Source organism: Marinobacter sp. L-80, from assembly GCF_056859395.1.
The window spans coordinates 14,351-37,486 of the sequence record NZ_JBSXOI010000071.1 but is presented as its reverse complement, the minus strand read 5'-3'; the positions used below and the strand labels follow the sequence as shown (position 1 = coordinate 37,486).

At 56.7% G+C, this 23,136-nt stretch carries 18 protein-coding genes and 3 tRNA genes; 14 read left to right on the top strand and 7 right to left on the bottom strand.

Annotated features, from left to right (window positions below; translation table 11 throughout):
• The 3 genes from AC13E3_RS15555 to AC13E3_RS15545 form a co-directional block, all read right to left on the bottom strand.
• A complete protein-coding gene (locus tag AC13E3_RS15555; protein WP_482902203.1) occupies positions 1 to 2,853 on the bottom strand; it encodes a valine--tRNA ligase in 2,853 nt (950 codons plus the stop codon).
• Between the two features lie 83 nt (positions 2,854 to 2,936).
• A complete protein-coding gene (locus AC13E3_RS15550) occupies positions 2,937 to 3,449 on the bottom strand; it encodes a DNA polymerase III subunit chi (RefSeq protein WP_008172819.1) in 513 nt (170 codons plus the stop codon).
• Positions 3,436 to 4,929, bottom strand: a complete 1,494-nt coding sequence (locus AC13E3_RS15545; RefSeq protein ID WP_482902202.1) for a leucyl aminopeptidase — start codon at positions 4,927 to 4,929, stop codon at positions 3,436 to 3,438. The genes AC13E3_RS15550 and AC13E3_RS15545 overlap by 14 nt, the downstream gene beginning before the upstream one ends.
• A 242-nt stretch (positions 4,930 to 5,171) precedes the next feature.
• Between AC13E3_RS15545 and lptF the strand changes: the two genes are divergently transcribed.
• Both lptF and lptG read left to right on the top strand, forming a co-directional pair.
• Complete coding sequence (gene lptF / locus AC13E3_RS15540; protein WP_008172817.1) at positions 5,172 to 6,281, top strand: LPS export ABC transporter permease LptF; 1,110 nt, start codon at positions 5,172 to 5,174, stop codon at positions 6,279 to 6,281.
• Positions 6,268 to 7,329, top strand: coding sequence for an LPS export ABC transporter permease LptG (lptG, locus tag AC13E3_RS15535; protein WP_421862776.1), 1,062 nt, complete (start codon positions 6,268 to 6,270; stop codon positions 7,327 to 7,329). Before lptF ends, lptG begins: the two co-directional genes overlap by 14 nt.
• A gap of 29 nt (positions 7,330 to 7,358) precedes the next feature.
• Here the strand turns inward: lptG and AC13E3_RS15530 are convergent, their stop codons facing one another.
• Positions 7,359 to 7,898 (bottom strand): RDD family protein, encoded by a 540-nt coding sequence (locus tag AC13E3_RS15530; protein ID WP_008172814.1) that lies wholly within the window; start codon positions 7,896 to 7,898, stop codon positions 7,359 to 7,361.
• Positions 7,899 to 8,039: 141 nt separating this feature from the next.
• Here AC13E3_RS15530 and alaS point away from each other — a divergent pair, with 141 nt between their 5' ends.
• The 8 genes from alaS to AC13E3_RS15490 all read left to right on the top strand — a co-directional run bounded on the left by alaS (position 8,040) and on the right by AC13E3_RS15490 (position 13,962).
• Positions 8,040 to 10,670: an alanine--tRNA ligase gene (alaS, locus tag AC13E3_RS15525; protein WP_008172812.1), complete on the top strand. Its 2,631-nt coding sequence runs from the start codon at positions 8,040 to 8,042 to the stop codon at positions 10,668 to 10,670.
• A gap of 105 nt (positions 10,671 to 10,775) precedes the next feature.
• The gene (locus AC13E3_RS15520) at positions 10,776 to 12,014 is read left to right on the top strand and encodes an aspartate kinase (protein WP_014576751.1); all 1,239 of its coding nucleotides are present in this window, start codon (positions 10,776 to 10,778) and stop codon (positions 12,012 to 12,014) included.
• Between the two features lie 189 nt (positions 12,015 to 12,203).
• The gene (gene csrA, locus AC13E3_RS15515; RefSeq protein WP_008172808.1) at positions 12,204 to 12,401 is read left to right on the top strand and encodes a carbon storage regulator CsrA; all 198 of its coding nucleotides are present in this window, start codon (positions 12,204 to 12,206) and stop codon (positions 12,399 to 12,401) included.
• 126 nt (positions 12,402 to 12,527) lie between these two features.
• A tRNA-Ser gene (locus AC13E3_RS15510) sits at positions 12,528 to 12,617 on the top strand.
• Positions 12,618 to 12,680: 63 nt separating this feature from the next.
• Positions 12,681 to 12,757 (top strand) — tRNA-Arg (locus tag AC13E3_RS15505).
• A gap of 25 nt (positions 12,758 to 12,782) precedes the next feature.
• A tRNA-Arg gene (locus tag AC13E3_RS15500) sits at positions 12,783 to 12,859 on the top strand.
• 364 nt (positions 12,860 to 13,223) lie between these two features.
• Positions 13,224 to 13,415 (top strand): SPOR domain-containing protein, encoded by a 192-nt coding sequence (locus AC13E3_RS15495; RefSeq protein ID WP_053114925.1) that lies wholly within the window; start codon positions 13,224 to 13,226, stop codon positions 13,413 to 13,415.
• Positions 13,416 to 13,452: 37 nt separating this feature from the next.
• On the top strand, positions 13,453 to 13,962 hold the full coding sequence (locus AC13E3_RS15490) for a BCAM0308 family protein (protein WP_482902201.1): 510 nt from the start codon (positions 13,453 to 13,455) through the stop codon (positions 13,960 to 13,962).
• 16 nt (positions 13,963 to 13,978) lie between these two features.
• Here AC13E3_RS15490 and AC13E3_RS15485 read toward each other — a convergent pair whose 3' ends face one another.
• Positions 13,979 to 15,835: a HAMP domain-containing methyl-accepting chemotaxis protein gene (locus AC13E3_RS15485; RefSeq protein WP_053114927.1), complete on the bottom strand. Its 1,857-nt coding sequence runs from the start codon at positions 15,833 to 15,835 to the stop codon at positions 13,979 to 13,981.
• A 726-nt stretch (positions 15,836 to 16,561) separates the two neighbouring features.
• Between AC13E3_RS15485 and AC13E3_RS15480 the strand changes: the two genes are divergently transcribed.
• Positions 16,562 to 18,175 (top strand): choice-of-anchor F family protein, encoded by a 1,614-nt coding sequence (locus tag AC13E3_RS15480; protein WP_482902200.1) that lies wholly within the window; start codon positions 16,562 to 16,564, stop codon positions 18,173 to 18,175.
• 85 nt (positions 18,176 to 18,260) lie between these two features.
• Here AC13E3_RS15480 and AC13E3_RS15475 read toward each other — a convergent pair whose 3' ends face one another.
• Both AC13E3_RS15475 and AC13E3_RS15470 read right to left on the bottom strand, forming a co-directional pair.
• Complete coding sequence (locus AC13E3_RS15475; protein WP_139216035.1) at positions 18,261 to 18,677, bottom strand: hypothetical protein; 417 nt, start codon at positions 18,675 to 18,677, stop codon at positions 18,261 to 18,263.
• 133 nt (positions 18,678 to 18,810) lie between these two features.
• Entirely contained in the window at positions 18,811 to 19,347 is a 537-nt protein-coding gene (locus AC13E3_RS15470; RefSeq protein WP_014576759.1) for a DUF2058 domain-containing protein, read from the bottom strand.
• 106 nt (positions 19,348 to 19,453) lie between these two features.
• Between AC13E3_RS15470 and dbpA the strand changes: the two genes are divergently transcribed.
• The 3 genes from dbpA (at position 19,454) to oadA (ending at position 23,131) form a co-directional block, all read left to right on the top strand.
• On the top strand, positions 19,454 to 20,827 hold the full coding sequence (gene dbpA / locus AC13E3_RS15465) for an ATP-dependent RNA helicase DbpA (RefSeq protein ID WP_482902199.1): 1,374 nt from the start codon (positions 19,454 to 19,456) through the stop codon (positions 20,825 to 20,827).
• A 223-nt stretch (positions 20,828 to 21,050) separates the two neighbouring features.
• The gene (locus AC13E3_RS15460) at positions 21,051 to 21,302 is read left to right on the top strand and encodes an OadG family protein (RefSeq protein WP_008172126.1); all 252 of its coding nucleotides are present in this window, start codon (positions 21,051 to 21,053) and stop codon (positions 21,300 to 21,302) included.
• Between the two features lie 41 nt (positions 21,303 to 21,343).
• Entirely contained in the window at positions 21,344 to 23,131 is a 1,788-nt protein-coding gene (gene oadA, locus AC13E3_RS15455; RefSeq protein WP_053114930.1) for a sodium-extruding oxaloacetate decarboxylase subunit alpha, read from the top strand.
• Positions 23,132 to 23,136: the final 5 nt, after the last annotated feature.

Here is a 23,136-nt window from a genome sequence, read left to right as displayed (position 1 = left end):
TTACATGGCCTCGATATCGGCCCTTTGCTGGCTCAGGCGGGCCTGGCTGCTTTGGGCGTCCCGGAGTTTTTCCTGTTCCTTCTCGACCACCTCGGCCGGAGCCTTGGCCGTGAACTTCTCGTTACCCAGTTTACCCTCCAGGCGACCGATCTCTTTCTGCAGGCGTTCCAGCTCCTTGTCCAGACGCTTGAGTTCGGCTTCCTTGTCAATCAGGCCGGCCATGGGAACCAGTACTTCCATGTCTCCCACCAGTTGGGTGGCAGACATGGGGGCTTTGTCACCCTCAAACCAGTCCAGGCTCTCCAGCTTGGCCAGGGAACTCAGGAACTGGCGATTGTCATTCATGCGGCGCTGATCCTCGGCGTCTTTGCCACGCAGCAATACCGGGATCTTCTTCGCCGGCGAGATGTTCATTTCGCCCCGGATGTTCCGCACGGCAACGATCACCCCCTTGAGCCATTCAATATCAGCGGTAACCGCTGAATCCTGCTTGGTGGCATCCGGTTGCGGGTAGGCCTGCAGCATGATGCTGTCGCCAGTCTTGCCGGCCAGGGGCGCGATCCGCTGCCAGATTTCCTCGGTGATAAACGGCATCATCGGGTGCGCCAGGCGCAGAACGGATTCCAGTACGCGCACCAGGGTGCGACGGGTGCCACGTTTGGCTTCGGCACTGGCGTCTTCATCACTGAGCACAGGCTTGGACAGCTCCAGATACCAGTCGCAGTATTCGTTCCAGATGAACTCATAGAGCGCGTAGGCCGCCAGATCGAAGCGGTACTGGTCCAGGTGACGGATCACGTCCTGCTCGCAGCTCTGCAGCTCGCTGATGATCCAGCGGTCTGCCAGAGACAGTTCCACGGGCTCGTCATTCACGCCACAGTCTTCGCCTTCGGTGTTCATCAACACGTAGCGGGCTGCGTTCCAGAGCTTGTTACAGAAGTTGCGGTAGCCTTCCAGGCGCTTCATATCCCAGTTGATGTCGCGGCCGGTCGTTGCCATGGCGGCAAGGGTGAAGCGCAGGGCATCGGTGCCGTGGGCGGTGATGCCCTCCGGGAATTCCTTCTTGGTGCGCTTGCCGATTTTCTCGGCCAGCTTGGGCTGCATCAGGTTGCCGGTTCGTTTCTCCAGCAGGTCATCCAGGCTGATGCCATCGATCATGTCCAGCGGGTCGATCACGTTACCCTTGGACTTGGACATCTTGTCGCCGTGCTCATCACGGATAAGGCCGGTGACATAGACGGTATGGAAGGGTACCTGGGGGGTGCCGTCTTCGTTCTTCATAAAGTGCATGGTCATCATGATCATCCGGGCTACCCAGAAGAAGATGATGTCGAAGCCGGTGACCAGCACGTCGGTCGGATGGAAGGTTTTCAGGCGCTCGGTGATCTCTGGCCAACCCAGGGTGCCGAACGTCCACAGGGCAGAGCTGAACCACGTATCAAGAACGTCTTCATCCTGCTCGAGGGCGACATTGGCGTCCAGGTTGTGCTTCTGGCGCACTTCATCTTCGCTGCGGCCCACGTAGATATTGCCGTCGGCGTCGTACCAGGCCGGAATGCGGTGGCCCCACCAGAGCTGGCGCGAGATACACCAATCCTGGATATCGCGCATCCAGGCGAAGTACATATTCTCGTACTGCTTGGGTACGAACTGGATACGACCGTCTTCCACCGCTTCAATGGCCGGCTTGGCCAGGGTCTTGGCATCGGCAAACCACTGGTCGGTGAGCATGGGCTCGATAATCAGGCCCGACCGGTCACCGCGGGGGACGCTGAGCACATGGTCCTCGATATTCTCGACCAGCCCCTCGGCCTCCATATCGGCAACAATTTGCTTGCGCGCCGCTTCGCGGGTCAGGCCAGCGTAGGCGCCCGGCATGGTGCCGTCGAGTTCGGTGTTTTCGGTGCCGTCGGCATTGAACACCTCGGCCACGTCCCGGATGTTGGCGTCCTGGGTCATGACGTTAATCATCGGCAGGTTGTTGCGCTTGCCCACGGCATAGTCGTTGAAGTCGTGGGCCGGGGTGATCTTCACGCAACCGGAGCCTTTCTCCGGATCGGCGTGATGGTCGGCAACGATGGGGATACGGCGGTTCACCAGCGGCAGCATCACGTGCTTGCCAATCAGGTGCTGATAACGCTCGTCTTCCGGATGCACGGCCACGGCCGTGTCACCGAGCATGGTTTCCGGCCGGGTAGTGGCTACGATCAGGTAATCCTTGCCATCCTGGGTTTGCGTGCCGTCAGCCAGCGGGTAACGCAGGTGCCAGAAAAAGCCTTTTTCTTCCTTGTTTTCCACTTCCAGATCGGAGATGGCGGTGTGCAGTTTCGGGTCCCAGTTCACCAACCGCTTGCCGCGATAGACAAGTCCCTCGTCGTACAGGCGGATAAACACTTCCTGAACGGCTTTGTAGAAGCCGTCGTCCATGGTGAAGCGTTCGTTGTCCCAGTTCACGGAATTGCCAAGGCGGCGGATCTGGCGGGTGATGGTGCCCCCGGAGTGCTCTTTCCAGTCCCAGATGCGCTTGATGAATTCTTCCCGGCCTAGATCGTGGCGGGTCTTGTCCTCTTCCGCAGCGAGTTTGCGCTCAACCACCATCTGGGTGGCAATGCCGGCGTGGTCGGTACCAACCGTCCACAGTGCGTTACGGCCCTGCATGCGCTTGAAGCGGGTGAGGGTGTCCATGATGGTGTGCTGGAACGCGTGGCCCATGTGCAGGCTGCCGGTTACGTTGGGCGGCGGGATCGCGATGCTGTAGGACTGGCCTTCACCGCTGGGGCGGAAGTACCCTTTGGATTCCCAGTTTTCGTACCACTGGCGCTCGATGTTTTCTGGCTGGTAGGTTTTTTCCATGGGGTTCTGCAGTGACCGTTGGTTGATTCACAAGGGAAAATTGAGACGCACGATTATACATGGTCGCCCTGTTTGCGGCGAACCTAACGCTTCCTCTGATCATGCACCCGGGGTTCAATCCCCAGTGCCCGCAATTGCTTGAAGTGTGACCGCGCCTGATTAAGAACATTCGGGTCGTTATGGGCAACCAGGGCCAGTCGCTTGAACCGGTCGGCATCCGCCGGCAAGGTTGCGGAGAGAATGATCACGGTATCCCAATCCTCTGGCGCCGGCGGGCAAAGCAGAATGCCAACGGGATCGGAGCAGGTTGTGGCAGAGTCCGGAACAACGCTATGGGGGATGAATGCGTCCGGGCTGAAGTTCCAGAGCAGGTCGTCCAGCTCTTCTGCGTGTTGCATGGTATCGCACACGACGCACACGCGGTCGCCCTGCTGCCAGGCTTTGTCCACGAGTTTTGCAGCGTGGAGATTGCGGGCGGCGGGCGTGTTCTGGGCAAGGATGTGAAACCAGTAGCGCTGGTTCCGGTCTTCCTGTCCGGAGTGGCCGGCAGCTGGGCTGCCGGTCTCCGAGGAGCTGGAGGGCTTACTTTCCTGCATGGGACATCAGGTAGTCGACCAGCATGGGCACCGGGCGACCGGATGAGCCCTTGGCTTTGCCGGAGTGCCAGGCGGTGCCGGCGATGTCCAGGTGCGCCCAGCGATAGTCCTTGGCAAAGCGGGAAAGGAAACAGGCCGCTGTTATGGTCCCGGCAGGGCGGCCACCGATGTTGGCCATGTCGGCAAAGTTGCTGTCGAGCTGGCTCTGGTATTCGTCCCAGAGCGGTAGGCGCCATGCCCGGTCACCGGCACGCTCGCCGGCGGCAAGAAGCTCGTTGGCAAGTTCATCGTTGTTGGCCAGCAGGCCGGTGGCGTGATTGCCAAGTGCAATGATGCAGGCGCCGGTCAGGGTCGCCAGATCGATGACGGCGGCCGGGTCAAACTTCTTCACGTAGGTGAGGGCATCGCACAATACCAGGCGCCCCTCGGCGTCGGTGTTGAGGATTTCAACAGTCATGCCGGAGAGCGTGGTCACGATGTCGCCAGGGCGGGAAGCGCCGCCATCCGGCATGTTCTCTGCTGCGGCAATCACAGCCACCACGTTGATCTTGGGTTGGGTTTCGGCGAGCACTTTCATGGCGCCGAAGACACTGGCGGAGCCGCCCATGTCGTACTTCATTTCATCCATGCCCTCGCCGGGCTTGAGGCTGATACCGCCGGTGTCGAAGGTGATACCTTTGCCCACAAGTACGTGGGGCTTGTCCTTGGCCTTGCCACCACGGTATTCCATCACGATCAGTCGCGGCGGTTGGGTGCTGCCTTTGCCCACGGCCAGGATGGTGTTCATGCCCATCTTTTCCATCTGCTTTTCGTCAAGCACTTCGGTCTTGATGCAGTCGTAATCCTTGGCCAGCTTCTTGGCTTGCTGAGCCAGCCATTCCGGGTGGCAGATGTTGGGCGGGGTGTTGCCCAGATCCCGGGTGAGATTCATACCACGGCCGGTGGCCAGGCCGAGGTTGAAGGCATCCTTGAGGGCCTTGCCGGCACTGGAGGCATGCACAATAGCTTTGTTGAGCTTCCGGGCGGCGGGTTTTTCGCTCTTGAAGTCGCTGAAGGTGTAAAGCTGATCTTCAAGGGTCCGGCCAATCAGGCTGAGGCGGGCTGCTTCAGAACTCACAGCTTCTTCGCCGGTTACAGGGGTATCTGCGAGGGCGATCGCGACGCTTTTGGACGGACCGTCCTTGAGCGCGGTCATCATCGCGATCAACGCTTTACGGTAGTTGGCGGGGCTGCGATCTTCATCCTTGCCAGTGCCAACCACAAGCAGGCGAGTCCAGGGCTGATCGGTCAGGGGAATGGTCAGCGTCGTGGCATTCTTGCCGGACAGGTCACCGGCCTTCTGGAGTGTCTTGATCATCCCGCCCAGAGCCTCATCGGCCTGATTCGTCGAATCGGGCCAGGTGCTTTTCTCAGGCAAGCCAACTACGAGACAGTCTGCTTTGGTGCTGGCGATGGCTTTACTGCTCAGGCTGAAATTCATGGCAACTCCTGTTGATTGTTCACGAGGCTCCCGCCGGCGGCGGGAATCGTTCTTGATTGTGATCTAGTCTAGCATTGGGGCTTGCGGGGAAATTATCAAGCGATTGGCGCCGCTTCCGTGCCTGTCTGTGCCTTCATGCCGGTGTAATACCGCTACTCTGTCATTCGGCACCAAGGTTACATAGAATACGCGCAGTTCCCAGCGACCTCCACGTTTCAGCGGATACCGCCAGAGAGACCGATTTGAGCATCATTTTCCGTTACCTCATACGCCAGATCATGATCAGCATGGTTGCCGTTTCGGGCATCCTGCTGCTGGTGTTCATGAGCGGCCGTTTCCTGAAATATCTCGACAGTGCGGCCCAGGGCAGCATTTCGGCCGGTGTGCTGCTGGAGATCATGGCCTTCCGGTTTCCGGGTTTTCTTGAGCTGATTCTGCCCCTCGGGCTGTTCATCGGCATCCTGCTCGCCTATGGGCGTATGTATCTCGAAAGCGAAATGACGGTCCTGTCCGCCTGTGGGGTGAGTGACAAGGCATTGTTGGGAAAAACGCTTCTGGGCAGTCTGCCAGTGATGATCATTGTCGGTGCCATGAGTCTTTACGTGTCGCCCTGGGGAATGAATCAGGTTCAGGAAATTCTGAACGAACAAAGAAAGGCAACCGAGTTTGAAATGCTTGCGCCCGGGCGCTTCCAGGATTTTTCCTCTGGCGGACGGGTGACCTACACCGAGGCTTTGAGTGAAGATAAACGCCAGTTGCAGGGCGTTTTTATCGCCGAGTACGCACCGGACGGGCGTGGCCTGACGATCATAACCGCAGATTCCGGCTCCCAGCTGATCGATCCGGAAACCGGCAGCCGTTTTCTCATTCTGGAAAACGGTGGTCGCTTTGAGGGCGCCGCGGGCCAGTTGAATTACAATGTGATCGATTTCGAAGCCTACGGTCTGAAGATCGAGGGCGGCGAGGCTGGCACCAAGCAGCGGGAAGAGGGCGCCAGTACCTGGAGCCTGATGCAGTCAGACCGCCTGGAAGATCGTGCGTTGCTGCACTGGCGATTTTCGCTGCCGCTCATCGTGCCAATCGTAACGTTGCTGGCAGTGAGGCTGAGCCGCGTGAATCCACGCCAGGGCCGGTTCTTTCATCTGTTACCGGCAATGCTTGTCTACATAACTTATCTGGGCCTACTCATTGTAGCCCGGGACTGGCTGGCGGCCGGCAAGGTCCCGGAATGGCTGGGCATGCTCTGGGTCCACGCGTTGTTCCTCGGCTTTGGGCTATGGCTTCAGTTCGGCCCAGCGTGGTTGTACCGCCGGCGCCTGATTCGGGATGGGGGTGCTCGTGCGCAAGATTGACGGGTATGTAATGCGCTCGGTTGGCGGCGCGATGTTCCTCGTGATGATGGTGGTGTTGTCCCTTGATCTCATTTTTGCGTTCATCGCTGAACTGGATGACATCCGCAACAACTACCAGATCCTGGACGCACTCTGGTATGTCTTTCTGACCCTGCCAAGACGAATCTACGATTATCTGCCGCTGGGTGCCTTCATGGGCTGCCTGGTGGGCCTGGGTTCTATGGCCAGTTCCTCGGAGTTGACGGTTGTGCGGGCTGCCGGCGTATCGCTCAAGCGTATTGTCTGGTCCGCAATGAAGCCGGCGCTGGTTATCGTGGTTATGGGTGTATTGATAGGTGAATATCTGGCTCCGCCTGCCGAGCGCGTGGCCCAGAGTTACAAGGCGGTGGCATTGGGCGCCGGTAGCAACGTGGCGTCGGCTTCGGGGGTCTGGCACAAGGAAGGGGATTCATACATCCATCTGAATGCCGTGCAACCGAATGGCGTCCTGCATGGGGTATCGCGTTTCCAGTTTGATGATGATCGGCAGCTGCTGGCCGCAAGTTTTGCGGAGCGAGCGATTTATCAGGGCGACTACTGGTTGCTGGAGAATGTTCGCACCACGAGCTTCGAGGATGATCGGACAGTACGCGTTGACGAACGGACCCTGCGCTGGGAAACCGGCCTCTCGCCCGGCGTTCTCAGCGTGTTGATCGTGAAGCCCGAGAATCTTTCGATGACCGGACTCTACACATACGCCACCTATCTTGGCGAGCAAAGCCTGAACGCCTCCCGCTACTGGCTGGCGTTCTGGAAGAAGGCGCTCATGCCTCTGGGAACGGCGGTCATGGTGCTGGTGGCAATATCCTTCATCTTTGGGCCATTGCGCTCGGTCACCATGGGATTCCGGGTTTTTACCGGGCTGTTGGTGGGGCTTCTGTTCAAATATATGCAGGATTTTCTTGGGCCAATGAGCCTTGTATACGGGTTCAACCCAATGCTTGCGGTGCTGGTGCCCATCGCGGTAAGCGCCGTGGCTGGTGGCATCCTGATGCGGCGGGCTGGTTGACCAGGCCTGCTATCCCGCCGGCTAAACCATTACTTTTTGGTCGCTTCTTTGGGTATGGATACAACCACGCTGTCAGAGAGGCGGTCGGTAATTGACAGACCATTGATCGGATAGAACAGCGCAACAATAGCCGGGATACCCAGAAACAGGGTGGCAGCTCCGAGGTAGTAGCTGCCCAGAAGTGTCAGGAAGATCACAGCCGCCGCCGTCACGTAACGCCTGAGCGCCTTGCTCCAGCTCACCGAAGTACCATCAATGTTTTCAATTCGAATCCGCCAGACCTGCATCCCCAGGGTCTGGCCAATGCGCGTCCAGAAATAGGCAAAGAAAAGGTAAAGGATCAGGAACAACGTGAACGTCAGCCCCGGGTCCCCGGAAAGCTGGCCTGCCTCGGCCATCTGTTCGTACCTGTCCCAGCCGGTGATCCAGCCAGCCACCATGGTGTATCCCCAGGTAGCGACAAGCAGCACGGCAATGCTGATCAAACCGTCGTAAATAATGGCAAGGGCACGTTTGAGGGCGGTGGCTGGTGGGAATAGTTCCTCGGCGTCATGGAAGCGTCGGGGCATGGAATCTCCTGTGATGTTTCACGTTTTTCCTGTTCTCGGCGTGTGCTAGAGTAGCGGATTTGCACAAGCATGTAAGTATCCGTATTCAATCGCGGACCGGGCGGCATTTCCGTCGGGTTTCTGGAAAGGTATCAAAGGGCTATGAAAACCGCAGAGTTGCGACAGGCATTCCTCGATTATTTCAAGCAGCAAGGTCACACCATTGTTCCAAGTAGTTCGCTGGTACCTGCGGACGACCCCACATTGTTGTTTACGAATGCGGGAATGAACCAGTTCAAGGACCTGTTCCTGGGTCGTGAAGAGCGCGACTACACCCGGGCAACCTCGTCCCAGAAATGTGTCCGCGCTGGCGGCAAGCACAACGACCTCGAAAACGTCGGTTACACCGCCCGTCACCACACCTTCTTCGAGATGCTGGGCAACTTCAGCTTCGGTGATTACTTCAAGCGGGAAGCCATCAACTACGCCTGGACATTCCTGACAGGCGAGAACTGGCTGAACCTGCCCCAGGAGAAACTCTGGGTTACCGTTTACGCGGAAGACGACGAAGCCTTCGACATCTGGAACAAGGAAATCGGCGTGCCGGCAGACCGTATCGTCCGTATCGGCGATAACAAAGGCGGCCGTTACGCCTCAGACAACTTCTGGCAGATGGGGGACACCGGTCCCTGCGGTCCCTGCACCGAAATCTTCTACGATCACGGCCCGGATGTTGCTGGTGGTCCCCCCGGATCACCGGAAGAGGACGGTGACCGCTACATCGAAATCTGGAACGTGGTGTTCATGCAGTACAACCGCACCGCTGACGGTGAGATGTTGAAGCTGCCCAAGCCGTCTGTTGACACTGGCATGGGTCTGGAGCGCATCACGGCGGTTCTGCAGGGTGTTCACAGCAACTATGAAATTGATCTGTTCCAGGATTTGCTGGCAGCCGCCTCACAGATTCTGGGCGGTGCCGCAACCACGGAAGCATCTTTGCGTGTGGTCGCGGACCACATCCGTTCCTGCGCCTTCCTGATCGCGGACGGCGTCATGCCCTCAAACGAGGGGCGCGGTTTTGTGCTGCGCCGTATCATTCGCCGCGCGGCACGCCATGGCAACAAGCTGGGTGCAACCGGGCCGTTTTTCTACAAACTCACCGGTGCACTGTGCGAGCTGATGGGCGAGGCCTTCCCGCAGCTGGTCAGCAGCCGCAAACAGATTGAAAAGGTTCTGCTGCAGGAAGAGGAGCAGTTTGCCAAGACGCTGGACAAGGGTTTGCGTCTGCTTGAGCAGGACATTGCCGAACTCAAGGGTGCCGAGATTCCGGGCGAGACAATCTTCACGCTTTATGACACCTATGGTTTCCCGGTCGACCTGACCAACGACATCGCTCGCGAACGAGGCCTGACGCTGGATTACGAAGGTTATGAGAAGGCGATGGAAGGTCAGCGCGAGCGCGCCCGGGCAGCCAGCAAATTCGGCATCGACTACAACGCCGCGGGCCTGCAGCTTGAGGGCAAGACCGAGTTCACCGGTTACGAGCACATTGACGGCCACGAGAAAATCCGTGCAGTCATCGTGAACGGCGAGGAAAAGACCGCCGAAGCCGGTGATGAGGCCGTTGTGGTGCTCGAACGTACGCCGTTCTATGCCGAGTCTGGTGGCCAGGTCGGCGATACTGGTCTGCTGACCTGGAGCGGCGGCCGGTTCAAGGTAACGGATACCCGCAAGGAGGGGGATAACCACCTGCACCTTGGCACCCTGATCGAGGGCGAGCTGTTTCCGGGGCTGGAAGTCGATGCGCGGATTGATCACGCCCGTCGCGAGCGAACCAAGCGTAACCACTCCGCTACGCACCTACTGCACGCGGCCCTGCGCAAGGTACTGGGTGAGCACGTTAGCCAGAAAGGTTCACTGGTGGACCCGGATAAACTGCGTTTCGATTTCTCCCATTTCGAGGCCGTTACTCCGGAGCAGCTTCGCGAGATTGAGCGCCAGGTGAACGAGCAGATCCTGGAAAACAGCCCGGTCCAGACCGAAATTACCGACATGGAAAAGGCCCAGGAAAAGGGTGCCATGGCGCTGTTCGGGGAAAAGTACGGGGATGTGGTTCGGGTACTCAGCATGGGTACCGACAATTACTCCGTTGAACTGTGTGGTGGTACGCACGTTTCCCGTACCGGGGACATTGGCCTTTTCCGTATTACCTCTGAAAGTGGCATCTCATCCGGCGTCCGTCGTATCGAAGCCGTTACCGGCATGGGCGCGCTGGACTGGATCGACGGCACCGAGCGTACCCTTCGCGAGGCGGCCCGTCTGGTGAAAGGCTCCCGCGAGTCGGTCATTGAAAAGGTCCAGCAGACGATTGACCGCAACCGTCAGCTTGAGAAGGAAGTGGGCGCGCTGAAGGCAAAACTTGCTTCCTCGGCCGGTACCGATCTGGCCAGCACCGCTGTCGACGTCGGCGGGCTCAAGGTGGTGGCTTCCGAGTTGGAAGGTGCTGACCGCAAGGCCCTGATGGAAACGGCCGATCAGCTGAAGAACAAGCTGGGCGAGGGCGTTGTGGTTCTGGCCAGCGTGGAAGATGGCAAGGTGACTCTGGTTGCCGGTGTTACAAAATCGGCCACGGGCCGGATCAAGGCCGGGGACCTCATGAAGCATCTGGCCGCGCAGGTCGATGGCAAGGGCGGGGGGCGACCCGACATGGCTCAGGGTGGTGGCAACGATCCATCCAAGCTGGAGGATGCCCTGGCGGGTGTTGCCGGCTGGGTCGAGAAAAATATCGCTTAAGCAACTGTTTTTGTCGGCGGGCTGGGGTTTATAATCCCGCCCGTTTCTTCTTAGTGGCGGAGTGTCACTCCGCTGTGAGTCCCCGTTTCGGATATTGGGAAAATAATGGCTCTGTTGGTTCAGAAATTTGGTGGCACATCGGTTGGAACAACCGAGCGTATTGAAGCGGTAGCCGAGAAGGTGAGCCGTTTTCGGAAGGAAGGTCATGATGTTGTTGTCGTGGTTTCCGCCATGAGCGGTGAAACCAACCGGCTGATCGCCCTGGCCAACAACATCATGGAGGAGCCGACACCGCGTGAGATGGATGTGCTGGTATCCACTGGTGAGCAGGTAACCATTGCGCTCCTGTCCATGGCGCTGCAGAAGCTCGGTTGTGAAGCACGGTCCTACACCGGTTCTCAGGTGCGCATCCTGACCGACAGCAGCCATACCAAGGCGCGGATCAAACAGATCGATGAGCAGCGCATGCGCGAAGATCTGGATGCTGGTCGAGTGGTTGTGGTTGCCGGATTCCAGGGCATAGACGAGAGTGGAAACATCACTACGCTCGGGCGTGGCGGCTCCGATACCACAGCGGTGGCTCTGGCGGCAGCGCTCAGGGCAGACGAATGCCAGATCTACACTGACGTTGACGGTGTCTACACAACCGACCCAAGGGTTGTCGACACTGCGCGCAGGCTTGAACGGATTACGTTCGAGGAAATGCTTGAAATGGCGAGTCTGGGTTCGAAAGTGCTCCAGATCCGCTCTGTAGAATTTGCAGGTAAATACAACGTTCCATTAAGGGTTCTTTCCAGCTTCCAGGAAGGCGAGGGCACCCTGATTACTCTTGAGGATGAAAACGCCATGGAACAACCGGTTGTTTCCGGCATCGCTTTTAACCGTGATGAAGCCAAACTGACCATTGCCGGCGTACCGGATACCCCGGGCAGCGCGCTGCGTATTCTGAAGCCGGTGAGTGACGCCAATATCGAAGTGGATATGATCGTGCAGAACGTGGGTGAGGATAACCGCACAGCCTTCACGTTCACCGTCCATCGCAATGATTTCAAGCGTGCGAAAGAAGTGCTTCAGCGTGTTGCTGACGAACTGGGTGCTCGTGAAGTGGCCGGTGACAGCAAGATTGCCAAAGTCAGTATCGTGGGTGTCGGTATGCGTTCTCACGCTGGTGTGGCCACTCAGATGTTCGAGGCGCTGTCCAACGAGGGAATCAATATCCAGATGATCTCCACATCAGAAATCAAGATTTCCGTGGTGATCGACGAGAAATACCTTGAGCTTGCGGTTCGCGCACTTCACAGTGCATTTGAACTGGACAAGCCCGCGGTATCGGAAGAGGCCTGAAAACCGCAGATAAAAGGTCGGTCTGCGGGGCCTCCGAAAAAAGGGCGTCATATACTGAGCCTATGACAAACGTGCACCGTATAAGGGAATGTGCGTCTACAGATCAGTAAGTGATCCCACTATAAAAGCAATAAATAGATCAAAAAACCATTTATCGGAACAGGTAGCTCTGGATAGGGAGTAAGGGATATGTTGATTTTGACTCGCCGCGTGGGCGAAACTCTGATGGTCGGCGACGATATCACCGTCACCGTCCTGGGAGTGAAAGGCAATCAGGTGCGCATTGGCGTCAATGCCCCGAAAGAAGTCGCGGTACACCGTGAAGAAATCTACCAGCGGATTCAGTCGGAAAAAGGCTCTGAAGAGCCCGAGCCCGGCAACAGCTGAGAGTCAGAAAGCCGTTCAAGGGAAACCTGAACGGCTTTTTTGATGGTGTGGGGAAACGGGCCCGAAAAATCTCGTGTCAACCCTATGAAAACAGAAAAATTATGGTAGTATACGCCCCGTTCTCAAGGAGAGGTGGGTGAGTGGCTGAAACCAGTTCCCTGCTAAGGAACCGTACGAGCAATCGTACCGAGGGTTCGAATCCCTCCCTCTCCGCCATTTCCTTTTTGAGGAAAGAGAGACAGGTTGAAGTAGCACTCAACCACAGCAAGTGATCAATGTGCGGCTGTAGCTCAGCTGGATAGAGTACCTGGCTACGAACCAGGCGGTCGGAGGTTCGAATCCTCCCAGCCGCGCCATCGATCAACCTGCCACAAGTTTTAAGCGGCTGTAGCTCAGCTGGATAGAGTACCTGGCTACGAACCAGGCGGTCGGAGGTTCGAATCCTCCCAGCCGCGCCATATTAAGATCAAGATGCCTCAGTTTGTGAACCTCACAGGCTGAGGCGTTTTGCTTTGTATAGCTGGGAGGATTTGAACCGATAAGAGGTTCGACCGAAACCCACGCAGTGGGTTGAGGAACGCCGGAGCAATGCGACGGCGACCCCGAAGGGGTGAGGGCCAAAGGCCCGAATAATCCTCCCAGCCGTGCCAAATAAAGTCCAAAGCGCCTCAGTTTGTGCACCCCACAGGCTGGGGCGTTTTGCTTTAGCCTTCCAGTCTTGCTCTCCGTCAATTTCCGGTTGATCAATATTTGCACAGCTCCACCCTCCCTGCCTATTCTTTCAGATGTAAGGAAATCGAAATCAAACAGGAGGTTTCACTCATGAGCAAAACAGTAAACGGCGCCTATCGGGATCGCGACCAGGCCAAGAATACCTGGGATGACTTGATTGCGACCGGCATTCCCCGGGATAACATCTACATCGACGAAGACGCCAAGCTGGTCAAGGTCATCGTGCCTGCAGAGACCGAACGTGAGGTCAGGGAAATTTTTGACCGTCACGGGCTGCAATGAACGACCAGATTCCGTCATCAGGGAAAGGAGTGAGGGCATGAGCGGCAAAGACAGTGTTGCAGCTGGCCACGGACGGGATGACCGGCTTCTCAAAGAAGAGATTCACGATCCATACGTAGCCAGATCCAAGCCCAAGGAGCCAGCGATATGCTCCGAGTGCGGTGCAGCTTTCCATAAAGGGCGCTGGCAGTGGGCAACGCCACCCGCAGGCGAGCTTAACGAGCTTATGTGTCCGGCTTGTGAGCGAATCCGGGATAATATGCCAGCTGGAATACTGACTCTCTCCGGGGGCTTTCTGGGTAAGCATCGAGATGCAATCCTGAAACTCATCCACAACAAGGTCCAGGAAGAAAAGCTCGAGCACCCGATGAAACGTCTTATGAGTGTGGAAGACGGTCCAGAGGGAGAGCTGGTGGTGAAATTCACCGATCTGCATCTACCCCGGGGCACCGGGGAGGCTATTGAGCGAGCGTACGACCGTAATCTGGACATCCAGTACACCAAGGAATCGAACCTCGTTCGGGTGTACTGGAATCGGGATGATTAGGCAGCAGGCTGTTCAATTACAGCCTGAAACGTGAAACAAGGTTCTGCAGGTCGCTGCCCAGCCTTGCCAGTTCGCTGCTCGAGCTGGCGGTCTGGTTCGATGAGGCGGCGGACTGATCCGTAACATCCCGAATGCTGGTAATGTTCTGGTTGATTTCCTCGGCCACCGAAGTCTGTTGTTCGGAAGCTGTGGCAATCTGACTGTTGTACTGTTTGATCTCCTCTACAGCACGGGCAATGCGCTCAATGGTCGTTCCGGTTGCCGTGGCACGTTCAAGGGTGTTCGAGGCCATGGTGGTGCTGGACTCCATCGCGGACACCGAGTCACCGGCGCTGTTCTGAAGTGACGTTACCAGAGTCTCGATTTCCTGGGCCGATGATTGTGTCCGCTGTGCGAGAGAGCGCACCTCGTCGGCCACCACGGCAAAGCCGCGACCCTGCTCACCAGCCCGCGCTGCCTCGATAGCGGCGTTCAGCGCCAGCAGGTTGGTCTGCTCGGCGACGGATTTGATCACATCCAGAACGGTGCCGATGTTCGCGGTTTCTTTCTGGAGTCCCTGGATGGTCTCCATGCTCTGGCTGACTTCCCGTGCCAGATTGTTGACCTGATCTACGGTCGCGCGGACTTCCCGCTCACCGTCGCTGGCCTGGCTGGCCGCATCGGCGGCCACGGAAAAGGCCTGTTCGGCGCTGCGGGCGATCTCACCAACGGTTGCGGTCATTTCGTTCATGGCGGTAGCAACCTGATCGGTTTCCTGCTTCTGACGATTGATGCCATCGCTGGTCTGGCTGGTAACAGTTGAGAGTTCTTCTGCCGAGGCTGCAATATTGGAGGCCCCCGACTCAATACTTCTTACCAATTCCCGGAGGCTGGTCACCATGGTAGCCAGGGCAGCCATCAGTCGTCCGATCTCGTTGGTACCGCTGGCCTTGATATCCACGGTCAGGTTGCCAGAAGCCACCTCGGAGGCGATGCTCACTGCCTGGTTAACAGGGGAGACGATGGCGCGGGTAATGAGTAGGGCCATCAGGATGCCAAGAATAAGGGCGATACCGGTCGCGCCGAAGATCAACCAGGAAGCCTGCTCACGATCAGCCTCCATTTTCTCAGTCTGAAGTGCCCGAAGGTTATTTGCCGATTCGATGGCACTGCGAGCTGTGCTGACCATATCATCCGACAGCTGTTTTCCGGAGTTGGTGAGATCCACGACCGTTTGAAATTCATTGACATAGGTCTTCAGCGCAGCATTGATCTGGTCTTTTTCCTCGGTCGTGATCGCCGCTGATTTCAGCGGGCCCTGGACTCTTTTCGCATCATCGAGATAAGCCTTGACGCTGGCGTCATCATGTTCGATCAGGAACTTGCGTTCAGAGCGACGCATATCCTCGAAAATGGCTGAAGCGAAGAACAGAGAGCTGTGGGCCTTCAAAGAAGATCCGAAGATGCGGGCACTGGTTTCAAGGCGCTCGAGCGCTGCCTCCCGTTCACCAATGTTGGTTTCAACCTCGCCCATGAGCCGCTGGTATTGTTTTACGTCTGCCTGGATCTGGCCCAAGGTTTCAATATCCTTGGCGACTGCGAGCAGCGGCTTGATCTCATTGGTCAGCTCCAGAACCCGGTCGCCCTGGGCCTGAGTCCGGGCAACAGCCTGCGCCTCACCGGTCAGCAGAAAGTTCTTCTCCTCAACCCGGGCTTCGGTCAGGTTGGTGTTTACCTGCCCGAGCATGGCAACAATGTTCGAACGTTGGCCATAGCTCTCCAGGGCCCGATCACCTACCAATCCCACTACGATGGTCAGCAGCAGGAGAACCGCAAAGCCGCCAGCCAATCTGGTCCGGATGGTCATGTTGGTGAGGAAGCTCGAGACTGTCATGGTTTTCCTTACTTGCTTGAGGGCAGCATCAAAGCGTGGTTTTGCCTCATTTTTAGCGCGAGGCAGCAAACGAAATTGATACACCGAGGAAATTTGGAATCTTTTATTTGCAGCTATTAAGGCCGCTTTTATCAAAAGAATCCAGAGGCATACCGTAACAGATAGTTTCTGGACGAGTTTATTTGATACGGAAATGCAGCAATTCTCCGAAATATAAAATCATTAAGCAGTGAGCCTACAAGGACTCGAAGGTGAACACTGCCTGATTGGTATTCAGGTCTGCTCGGCTTTGAGGGTGCGACAAAAAGTCACACCTATCGATTCGGTGGCTAGACAGGAACGACTGGCTGCAACTGCGAGCGGTGTAATGGAGTTTTCTTTCACAGGTAATTGTCTTGAGATTCCTGTTCGTGGGCGCCTCATGGCTGGGTATACGGCCGATCGCGATGTTGCAGCTTTGCGCTTCTGGCAAAAGCATGAGAACTGTTCGTGCTAGATTGTTCTACTAGTTGTAACTAAAAAGCATTTGCTTATCGGTTTTTGTGCTTTACGATTGTGAATGAACGGTAATCTTGAACTGCTCTATGTTTTGGATTTTCTGAACTGCATTAGGGAAAGCATTATGACTACTAAAAAAATGATTTTGCGAGACATCGACTTGCTAGCGCCGTGTTTTGTTCCATGATTGGCCTGCCGTGTGTGGCTGTTGCGGCAACGATGGAGGGAGTGAACGAAGAAAACCTTGCGGTTCCACCGGTTGAAGGTAAAACCTTGGTGTATACCGATACAGAGGGAACTGCCAGCTTTGGGTGGCTCGATCCGGTTAACGATTTTGGCAATGTAGGGTTGGGGATCAAGGTCTATAACGAGCCGTTCACCGCCCTGCAGACATACGATTTTGCCGGTTGCCTGATGGCTCAGCCCGATCGTGCCCCCGGCGACAACTGTACAGCCCCGCCTGATTCCGGAAAGCGTTTCAAGCTTAAAACAACCGAAACCAATGGTCCCATCGACATTGTTGTCGATGTGTCAGCCGATGATTCGGTAAGTCTCTATCGGGTGATTGGCAAGTTTTCCAATCTTACCGACGCCTCCAATTCGGTTGGCGGTGATTTGAATGCGATCCGTTTCGAGCTCGGTTTTGGGGTTGGAAGCGAGTTTATGCGTTCATCTGTTGGTGATGGTCTGGGTTTCGGCTTTGCAGATGGCGCTAAACTGAGTATCGGGCCTGTTGGTAAGTACCCCGGCGGCCTTTTCGGCGGTAGTAAAGTTGAGGGATTGCCTTTCTTCAGCACCGAGGTTGCTCCATTTACTGAATCGCTTGCTACGGCTGATGATGGAGATGTGCTTGAAACCAATGGCACCATTGCCACGCAGTACAGTTCTTTGTTTGGTGATTGGCGGACGCTGAGCGAAACGCCCACGGGATGGTTTATTGATCACGATGGTAATCCGGCCAACGACTCGATCCTTCTGGCTTATAACGCCGGAACGGCTTCCGCGCCGGATTGGCAGACTTATGAAAAAGTCTTTAGTACGACAGTTGAGGTAGATGCCAATGGCGACAATACGGTAGATACTCTCGCTGATCGATGGGATCCCAACAGCATTAACTTCGACCCGAGCGTAGCCGACGATGTAGGGCCAATTGTGGATACCTTGGGTGAGGGGGATGCCCAAGATACTGTACCTGATGCAATTTCATTGAATCAGTCTTCTGCTGCTGGCCTGTATGTTGCCGATTACAACAATACGGGCGAGGGTTTCAAAGTCCTGATCGATGGCGAGGCTGTAGCCATTGATGCCTTCGCCGAGTGGGCTAATCAACCTCCGAAAGTGCTCAATACTTCAGACGGCTCCCTCTACGCTACATGGAGGTCTGATGAGGGTGAGGATGGGTTGTATGAGTTGGCAGACGGTTCGTTCGAAACTGTTGAGGCTGTAAACGCGACGATTCTGGCTGATGAAGCGGCATATGAACGCGTTGCCGGTTATGTTCAAGGCCCGATTGAAGATCTCGCCAACGTCAATATCAACCCCACAATTTCAGTGGGCGCGGCTGCCAATTGGCCAACCTGTACCGGTGATGGTGTGAGTACGACTTGTAGCTTCACGTTCAGGGTTACCGGTCTGAATGGTGCAGTTGATGATCCGATGATTCCAGATACTCCGGTTGAACCCGAGCCTGAAGAGCCCACTGCAGCGTCCAGTAGTGGCGGCGGTACCATCTTTGGTTGCACCGCAGGCAAACCAGGTGCTCCGTTCGATCCGGTTCTGCCGGGCCTGGTGCTGATGGCGATGGGCGGCTTGTGGGCGCGTAAGCGTCTACGCAATGCCTGAATAATCTCGAGGTAAAAGGCGCAAATAAAAATCGGGGCTGACAATCAGCCCCGATTTTTTTGTGGCCCTGAACAGCAATGTCCGACTACTGGCTGTTCGAGCCTTTCATCTTATACTGCTGATTCTTGCCGTTACCGCCACCCCCGGCGCCCTGTCCATTTTGCTGGCCCATACCCTGGCCGTTTTTCTGCCCCATACCCTGGCCCATGCCCTGGCCTTTACCCATGCCTTGTCCGGAACCCTGTCCCATGCCGTTTCTGAGCTCAACGCCACGCTCTCTGGCTCGTTCCATCATCCGTTCATGGTGCAGCTGGCGGTACTTCGCACGCTCGGCGTCGGTGTTCAGGTTGCGCATGGTTTCCCGGTGCTGTTGCAGCTCTTGCTGGGTCATCAGTTCCCGTCCGAAAACCTGGTCGTCCGATTGGGCGGCAACCGGCATACTGGCCAAAGACGCCAGTAACGTGGCGCCAGCTATCAAGCTCAATGATTTTTTCACTCTCATGGTTAATCCCCTTCGTTCTATGGATATAACTAAAGTATAGGCCAAGTCAGAAGTTTTGGGGTTATGAGTAGTACCTATGTATTTCCCGGGTGCATGTAGTACCAAAAGGGTGTATCTGCGGTTGAGTAGTGCGTTACCACATCAGATCATCAGGGATTTCGTAGCCTGCGTAAGGATCATCCTCGCCTGCATCGTCCTGTTTGCGATCATGAAGTACCACCACGGCGCTCTCATCCCGCTCCATGATTTTTCGGGCAACACCTTCCGCCACAATCTCGTAGTTATCGTTCACGAAAACAATTGCCAGGCGGCCGCGGGATAGCTGATCGACCATAGTGTCGTCTACGAAGAGCTTCTTGATCTTTTTGTCATGAACAAACTGATAGGAGGTTTCGCCGCGGCTTCGGTCCAGCCGGTTGGTTTCTACCAATTGCCGGATCTGGGCCTGGATGGCTTTCTTTTCGGCAGCGCGCTGGCGCTCCAGGTTGAGTTGGCGATCCCGCTCTGCTTTTTCCTCACGGGCCTGACGTGCACGGATCTCGGCCTCGTTAACTTCCACAGCACCCTTGGGTTGCTGCTTTCTTTTCTTCCGTTTTTCGCTGCGAATGGCCTTGGCTTTTTTCTCGTCGGCAAGGCCGGCCTTCAGCAATTGATCCTGCAGGGATGCCATCAGTAACTCCGTTCTTTCGTTGCAGATTCTGGTATCATTTCGGCCTAGTATACGCCCTCATTATTGCCTTCATAACCAGCTTCCGCTGAATCCGGGATTTTCTTCTATGTCTTCTTTTAACGACTTTGGCCTGTCTACCGCCATGTGCTCGAACCTTAACCAGCTGGGGTTTGCCCAACCCACGGAGATTCAGGCGAAGGCCATTGCCCCTGGGCTGGCGGGAAAAGACATCATTGCTATGGCCAAAACCGGTAGCGGAAAAACGGCGGCGTTTGGCATCAGCCTGGTTGAGCGGCTCAATCCCCGACTGTTTGCGGTTCAGGCGCTCGTGCTGTGCCCGACCCGCGAGCTGGCAGACCAGGTCGCCAAAGCTATCCGTGAGCTGGCGCGGGCCCGGGACAATATCAAGGTGCTGACTTTGTGCGGCGGTGTTGCCATCGGTCCCCAGATCGGGTCCCTGAGCCATGGCGCTCATATTGTTGTGGGTACCCCGGGCAGGATTCAGGACCACCTGCGCAAGCAGACCCTCTCGCTGGCGCGGCTTAAAACCGTGGTGCTTGATGAGGCGGACCGAATGCTGGATATGGGTTTTCAGGAAGCGATGGAAGACATCCTGTCCCAGACTCCGCCATCACGCCAGACCATGATGTTTTCGGCGACCTGGCCGGCGCCCATCCGTGAATTGAGTAAGCAGTACCAGAAAAGCCCGGTAGACGTTCGGGCCGAGGACACCGGTGACAACCCGGACATTGAAGAGCTGTTCTACGAAGTGTCGCCACAGTCCAAATCGGATGCCATCGTAGCGCTGCTTTCCGAGCGTCAGCCCGAGTCCTGCATCGTTTTCTGTACCACCAAACAGCAGTGCGACGACATGGCGGCGGAACTCGGTGAGCGGGGTTTCTCTGCGCTGCCTTTGCATGGCGATCTGGAGCAACGGGATCGAGACAGCGTGCTCGTGCGCTTTGGCAATCAGAGCTGCTCCATCCTGGTTGCCACCGACGTGGCTGCCCGTGGCCTCGACATAAAGTCTCTGCCCCTGGTTATCAACGCCGAGCCCGCGCGGGATCCCGAAGTGCATACCCATCGGATCGGGCGCACCGGCCGGGCAGGGGAGCGGGGTCATGCTGTTACCTTCTGCACGCCGGCCCAGGGGCACAAGATTACCCGCATCGAGTCCGAAAGAGGCCGCAGCGTGACATGGGGAGACACAGAGAAACTCCTGGCGACGCCGCTGAAACCGGTCGTGCCCGCCATGAAGACCCTGTGCATTGCCGGTGGTCGCAAAGACAAGGTTCGTCCCGGCGATGTCCTGGGTGCCCTGACGGGCGAAGCAGGCCTGCCTGGCAAAGCTGTCGGCAAGATTGATCTGTTTGATCATCAGTGTTTTGTCGCGGTAGAGAAGTCGCTTGCAGCTAAGGCATTGGCCAGGCTCGAAAGTGGCAAGGTCAAGGGGCGGAAAATACGCGTTCGATATGCCTGAATGAGAATTGCTTCGTCTGTATAAATGCGTGTCTTTTCGGACCGCGACGCTCGGAAACCCCGTATAGATTTTTGCATTCAGGTTGCCCGGGCACCCTGAAAACGGTAAATTACGCAGGATTTTGCCCCCCGAATTGTCGCGGAAGCGTGTTAGACCTTAGTCTAACTGGTCAGTCCGGGCACAGATCGGGAGAAATATAAATCAATACAGGTAGCTGTTCGATATGAATGACCTGATGTCACAAGCCGTCGATCTGATGATTGCCGGAATGGGGTTTGTATTCGTGTTCCTCATTATTCTGGTGTTCGCGACACTCCTCATGTCCAAGCTCATAGGACGGTTTGCGCCGCCAGAGCCGGCAACCCCGGCCAAAACGCCACGTGCCAAGCCGAAGGCGCCCGCGTCGGTTGACCCTGACACCGCCGAGGCCATCAAGAAGGCGATTGCACAATTCCGGTCCCGCCACAAGAAGTGAACCGGTAAAAGACTAGAACCTTTAAACAGAAGGCTGACACGATGACTGACACAAAGAAACCGCTGGGGATTACGGACGTTATCCTGCGTGACGCCCACCAGTCCCTGCTTGCCACCCGTATGCGGCTGGATGACATGCTGCCAATTGCCGAGAAACTCGACAAGGTCGGTTTCTGGTCCCTGGAATCCTGGGGCGGCGCTACCTTTGATTCCTGCATTCGCTACCTGGGCGAAGATCCCTGGGAGCGCATCCGCGAGCTGAAAAAAGCCATGCCCAACACCCAGCAGCAGATGCTGCTGCGCGGTCAGAACCTGCTGGGCTATCGTCATTATGCGGATGATGTGGTGGACCGTTTCTGTGAACGTGCCGCTGAAAATGGCGTTGACGTATTCCGTATTTTCGACGCGATGAATGATCCCCGTAACCTGGATCGTGCCATTAAAGCCGTCCGCAAGACCGGCAAGCATGCCCAGGGCACCATTGCCTACACCACCAGCCCGGTGCACACCATCGAGATGTGGGTAGAGCTGGCGAAAGAAGTTGCCGACATGGGTGCGGATTCCATTGCGATCAAGGACATGGCCGGTATCCTCAAGCCTTACGTGGCCTATGATTTGGTCAGCCGTCTGAAGAAAGAGCTGGATATTCCGATCCACATGCAGTGTCACGCCACCACCGGCATGTCGACCGCTACCGCCATCAAGGCTGCGGAGGCCGGTATCGATAACGTGGATACGGCCATTTCCTCCATGAGCATGACCTACGGCCACTCGCCCACAGAAGCCGTGGTTGCGATCCTGGAGGGTACAGACCGTGACACCGGCCTGGACCTCAACCTGCTTGAGGAAATCGCCAGCTACTTCCGCCAGGTGCGCAAGAAGTACGCGAAATTCGAAGGCAGCCTGCGTGGCACCGATTCCCGCATCCTGATTGCCCAGGTACCGGGTGGCATGCTCACCAACATGGAAAACCAGCTGCGTGAGCAGAACGCCAGCGACAAGTTCGACCAGGTTCTGGACGAGATTCCCAAGGTTCGCGAAGACCTGGGCTTCATCCCGCTGGTAACCCCGACGTCCCAGATCGTCGGTACCCAGGCGGTACTGAACGTTCTGACCGGCGAGCGCTACAAGTCCATCTCCAAAGAAACCTCTGCGATCCTGAAAGGCGAGTACGGTGCTGCACCGGCGCCGATGAACAAGGAACTGCAGGAGCGTGTTCTGGATGGCAAAGAGCCTGTGACCTGTCGTCCGGCGGATCTACTTGAGCCGGAAATGGACAAGCTGACTGACGAACTCAAGAAGCTGGCCGACGAGAAGGGTATCAAACTGTCTGACAACGTTGAAGACGACGTTCTCACCTACGCGCTGTTCCCGCAGATCGGCCTGAAGTTCCTGGAAAACCGTGACAACCCGGATGCGTTCGAGCCGGTTCCGACCGCTGAAAGCGCTGCTCCGGCCGCGAAATCTGAAGGCCCTGAGACCTACACCGTTGAAGTGAATGGCAAGAAGTTTGTGGTTGCCGTTTCCGAAGGTGGCGAGATCAGCCAGATCCAGGGCGAGGGCGGTGCCGCTTCCGCACCGGCTGCTTCCTCGGCTCCGGCACCTGCAGCGGGTGAAGGCGAGCCTGTGGTTGCACCGCTGGGCGGCAACATCTTCAAGGTTCTGGTTTCTCCGGGTGACACCGTGGAAGAGGGCGATGTGATGATTATCCTCGAGGCCATGAAAATGGAAACCGAGGTTCGCGCGCCAAAAGCCGGCACAATCGGCGAAGTCTTCATCAAGGTCGGTGATGCCGTCTCCCCTGATGACGAAATGCTGACAATCGCATAAGGGCC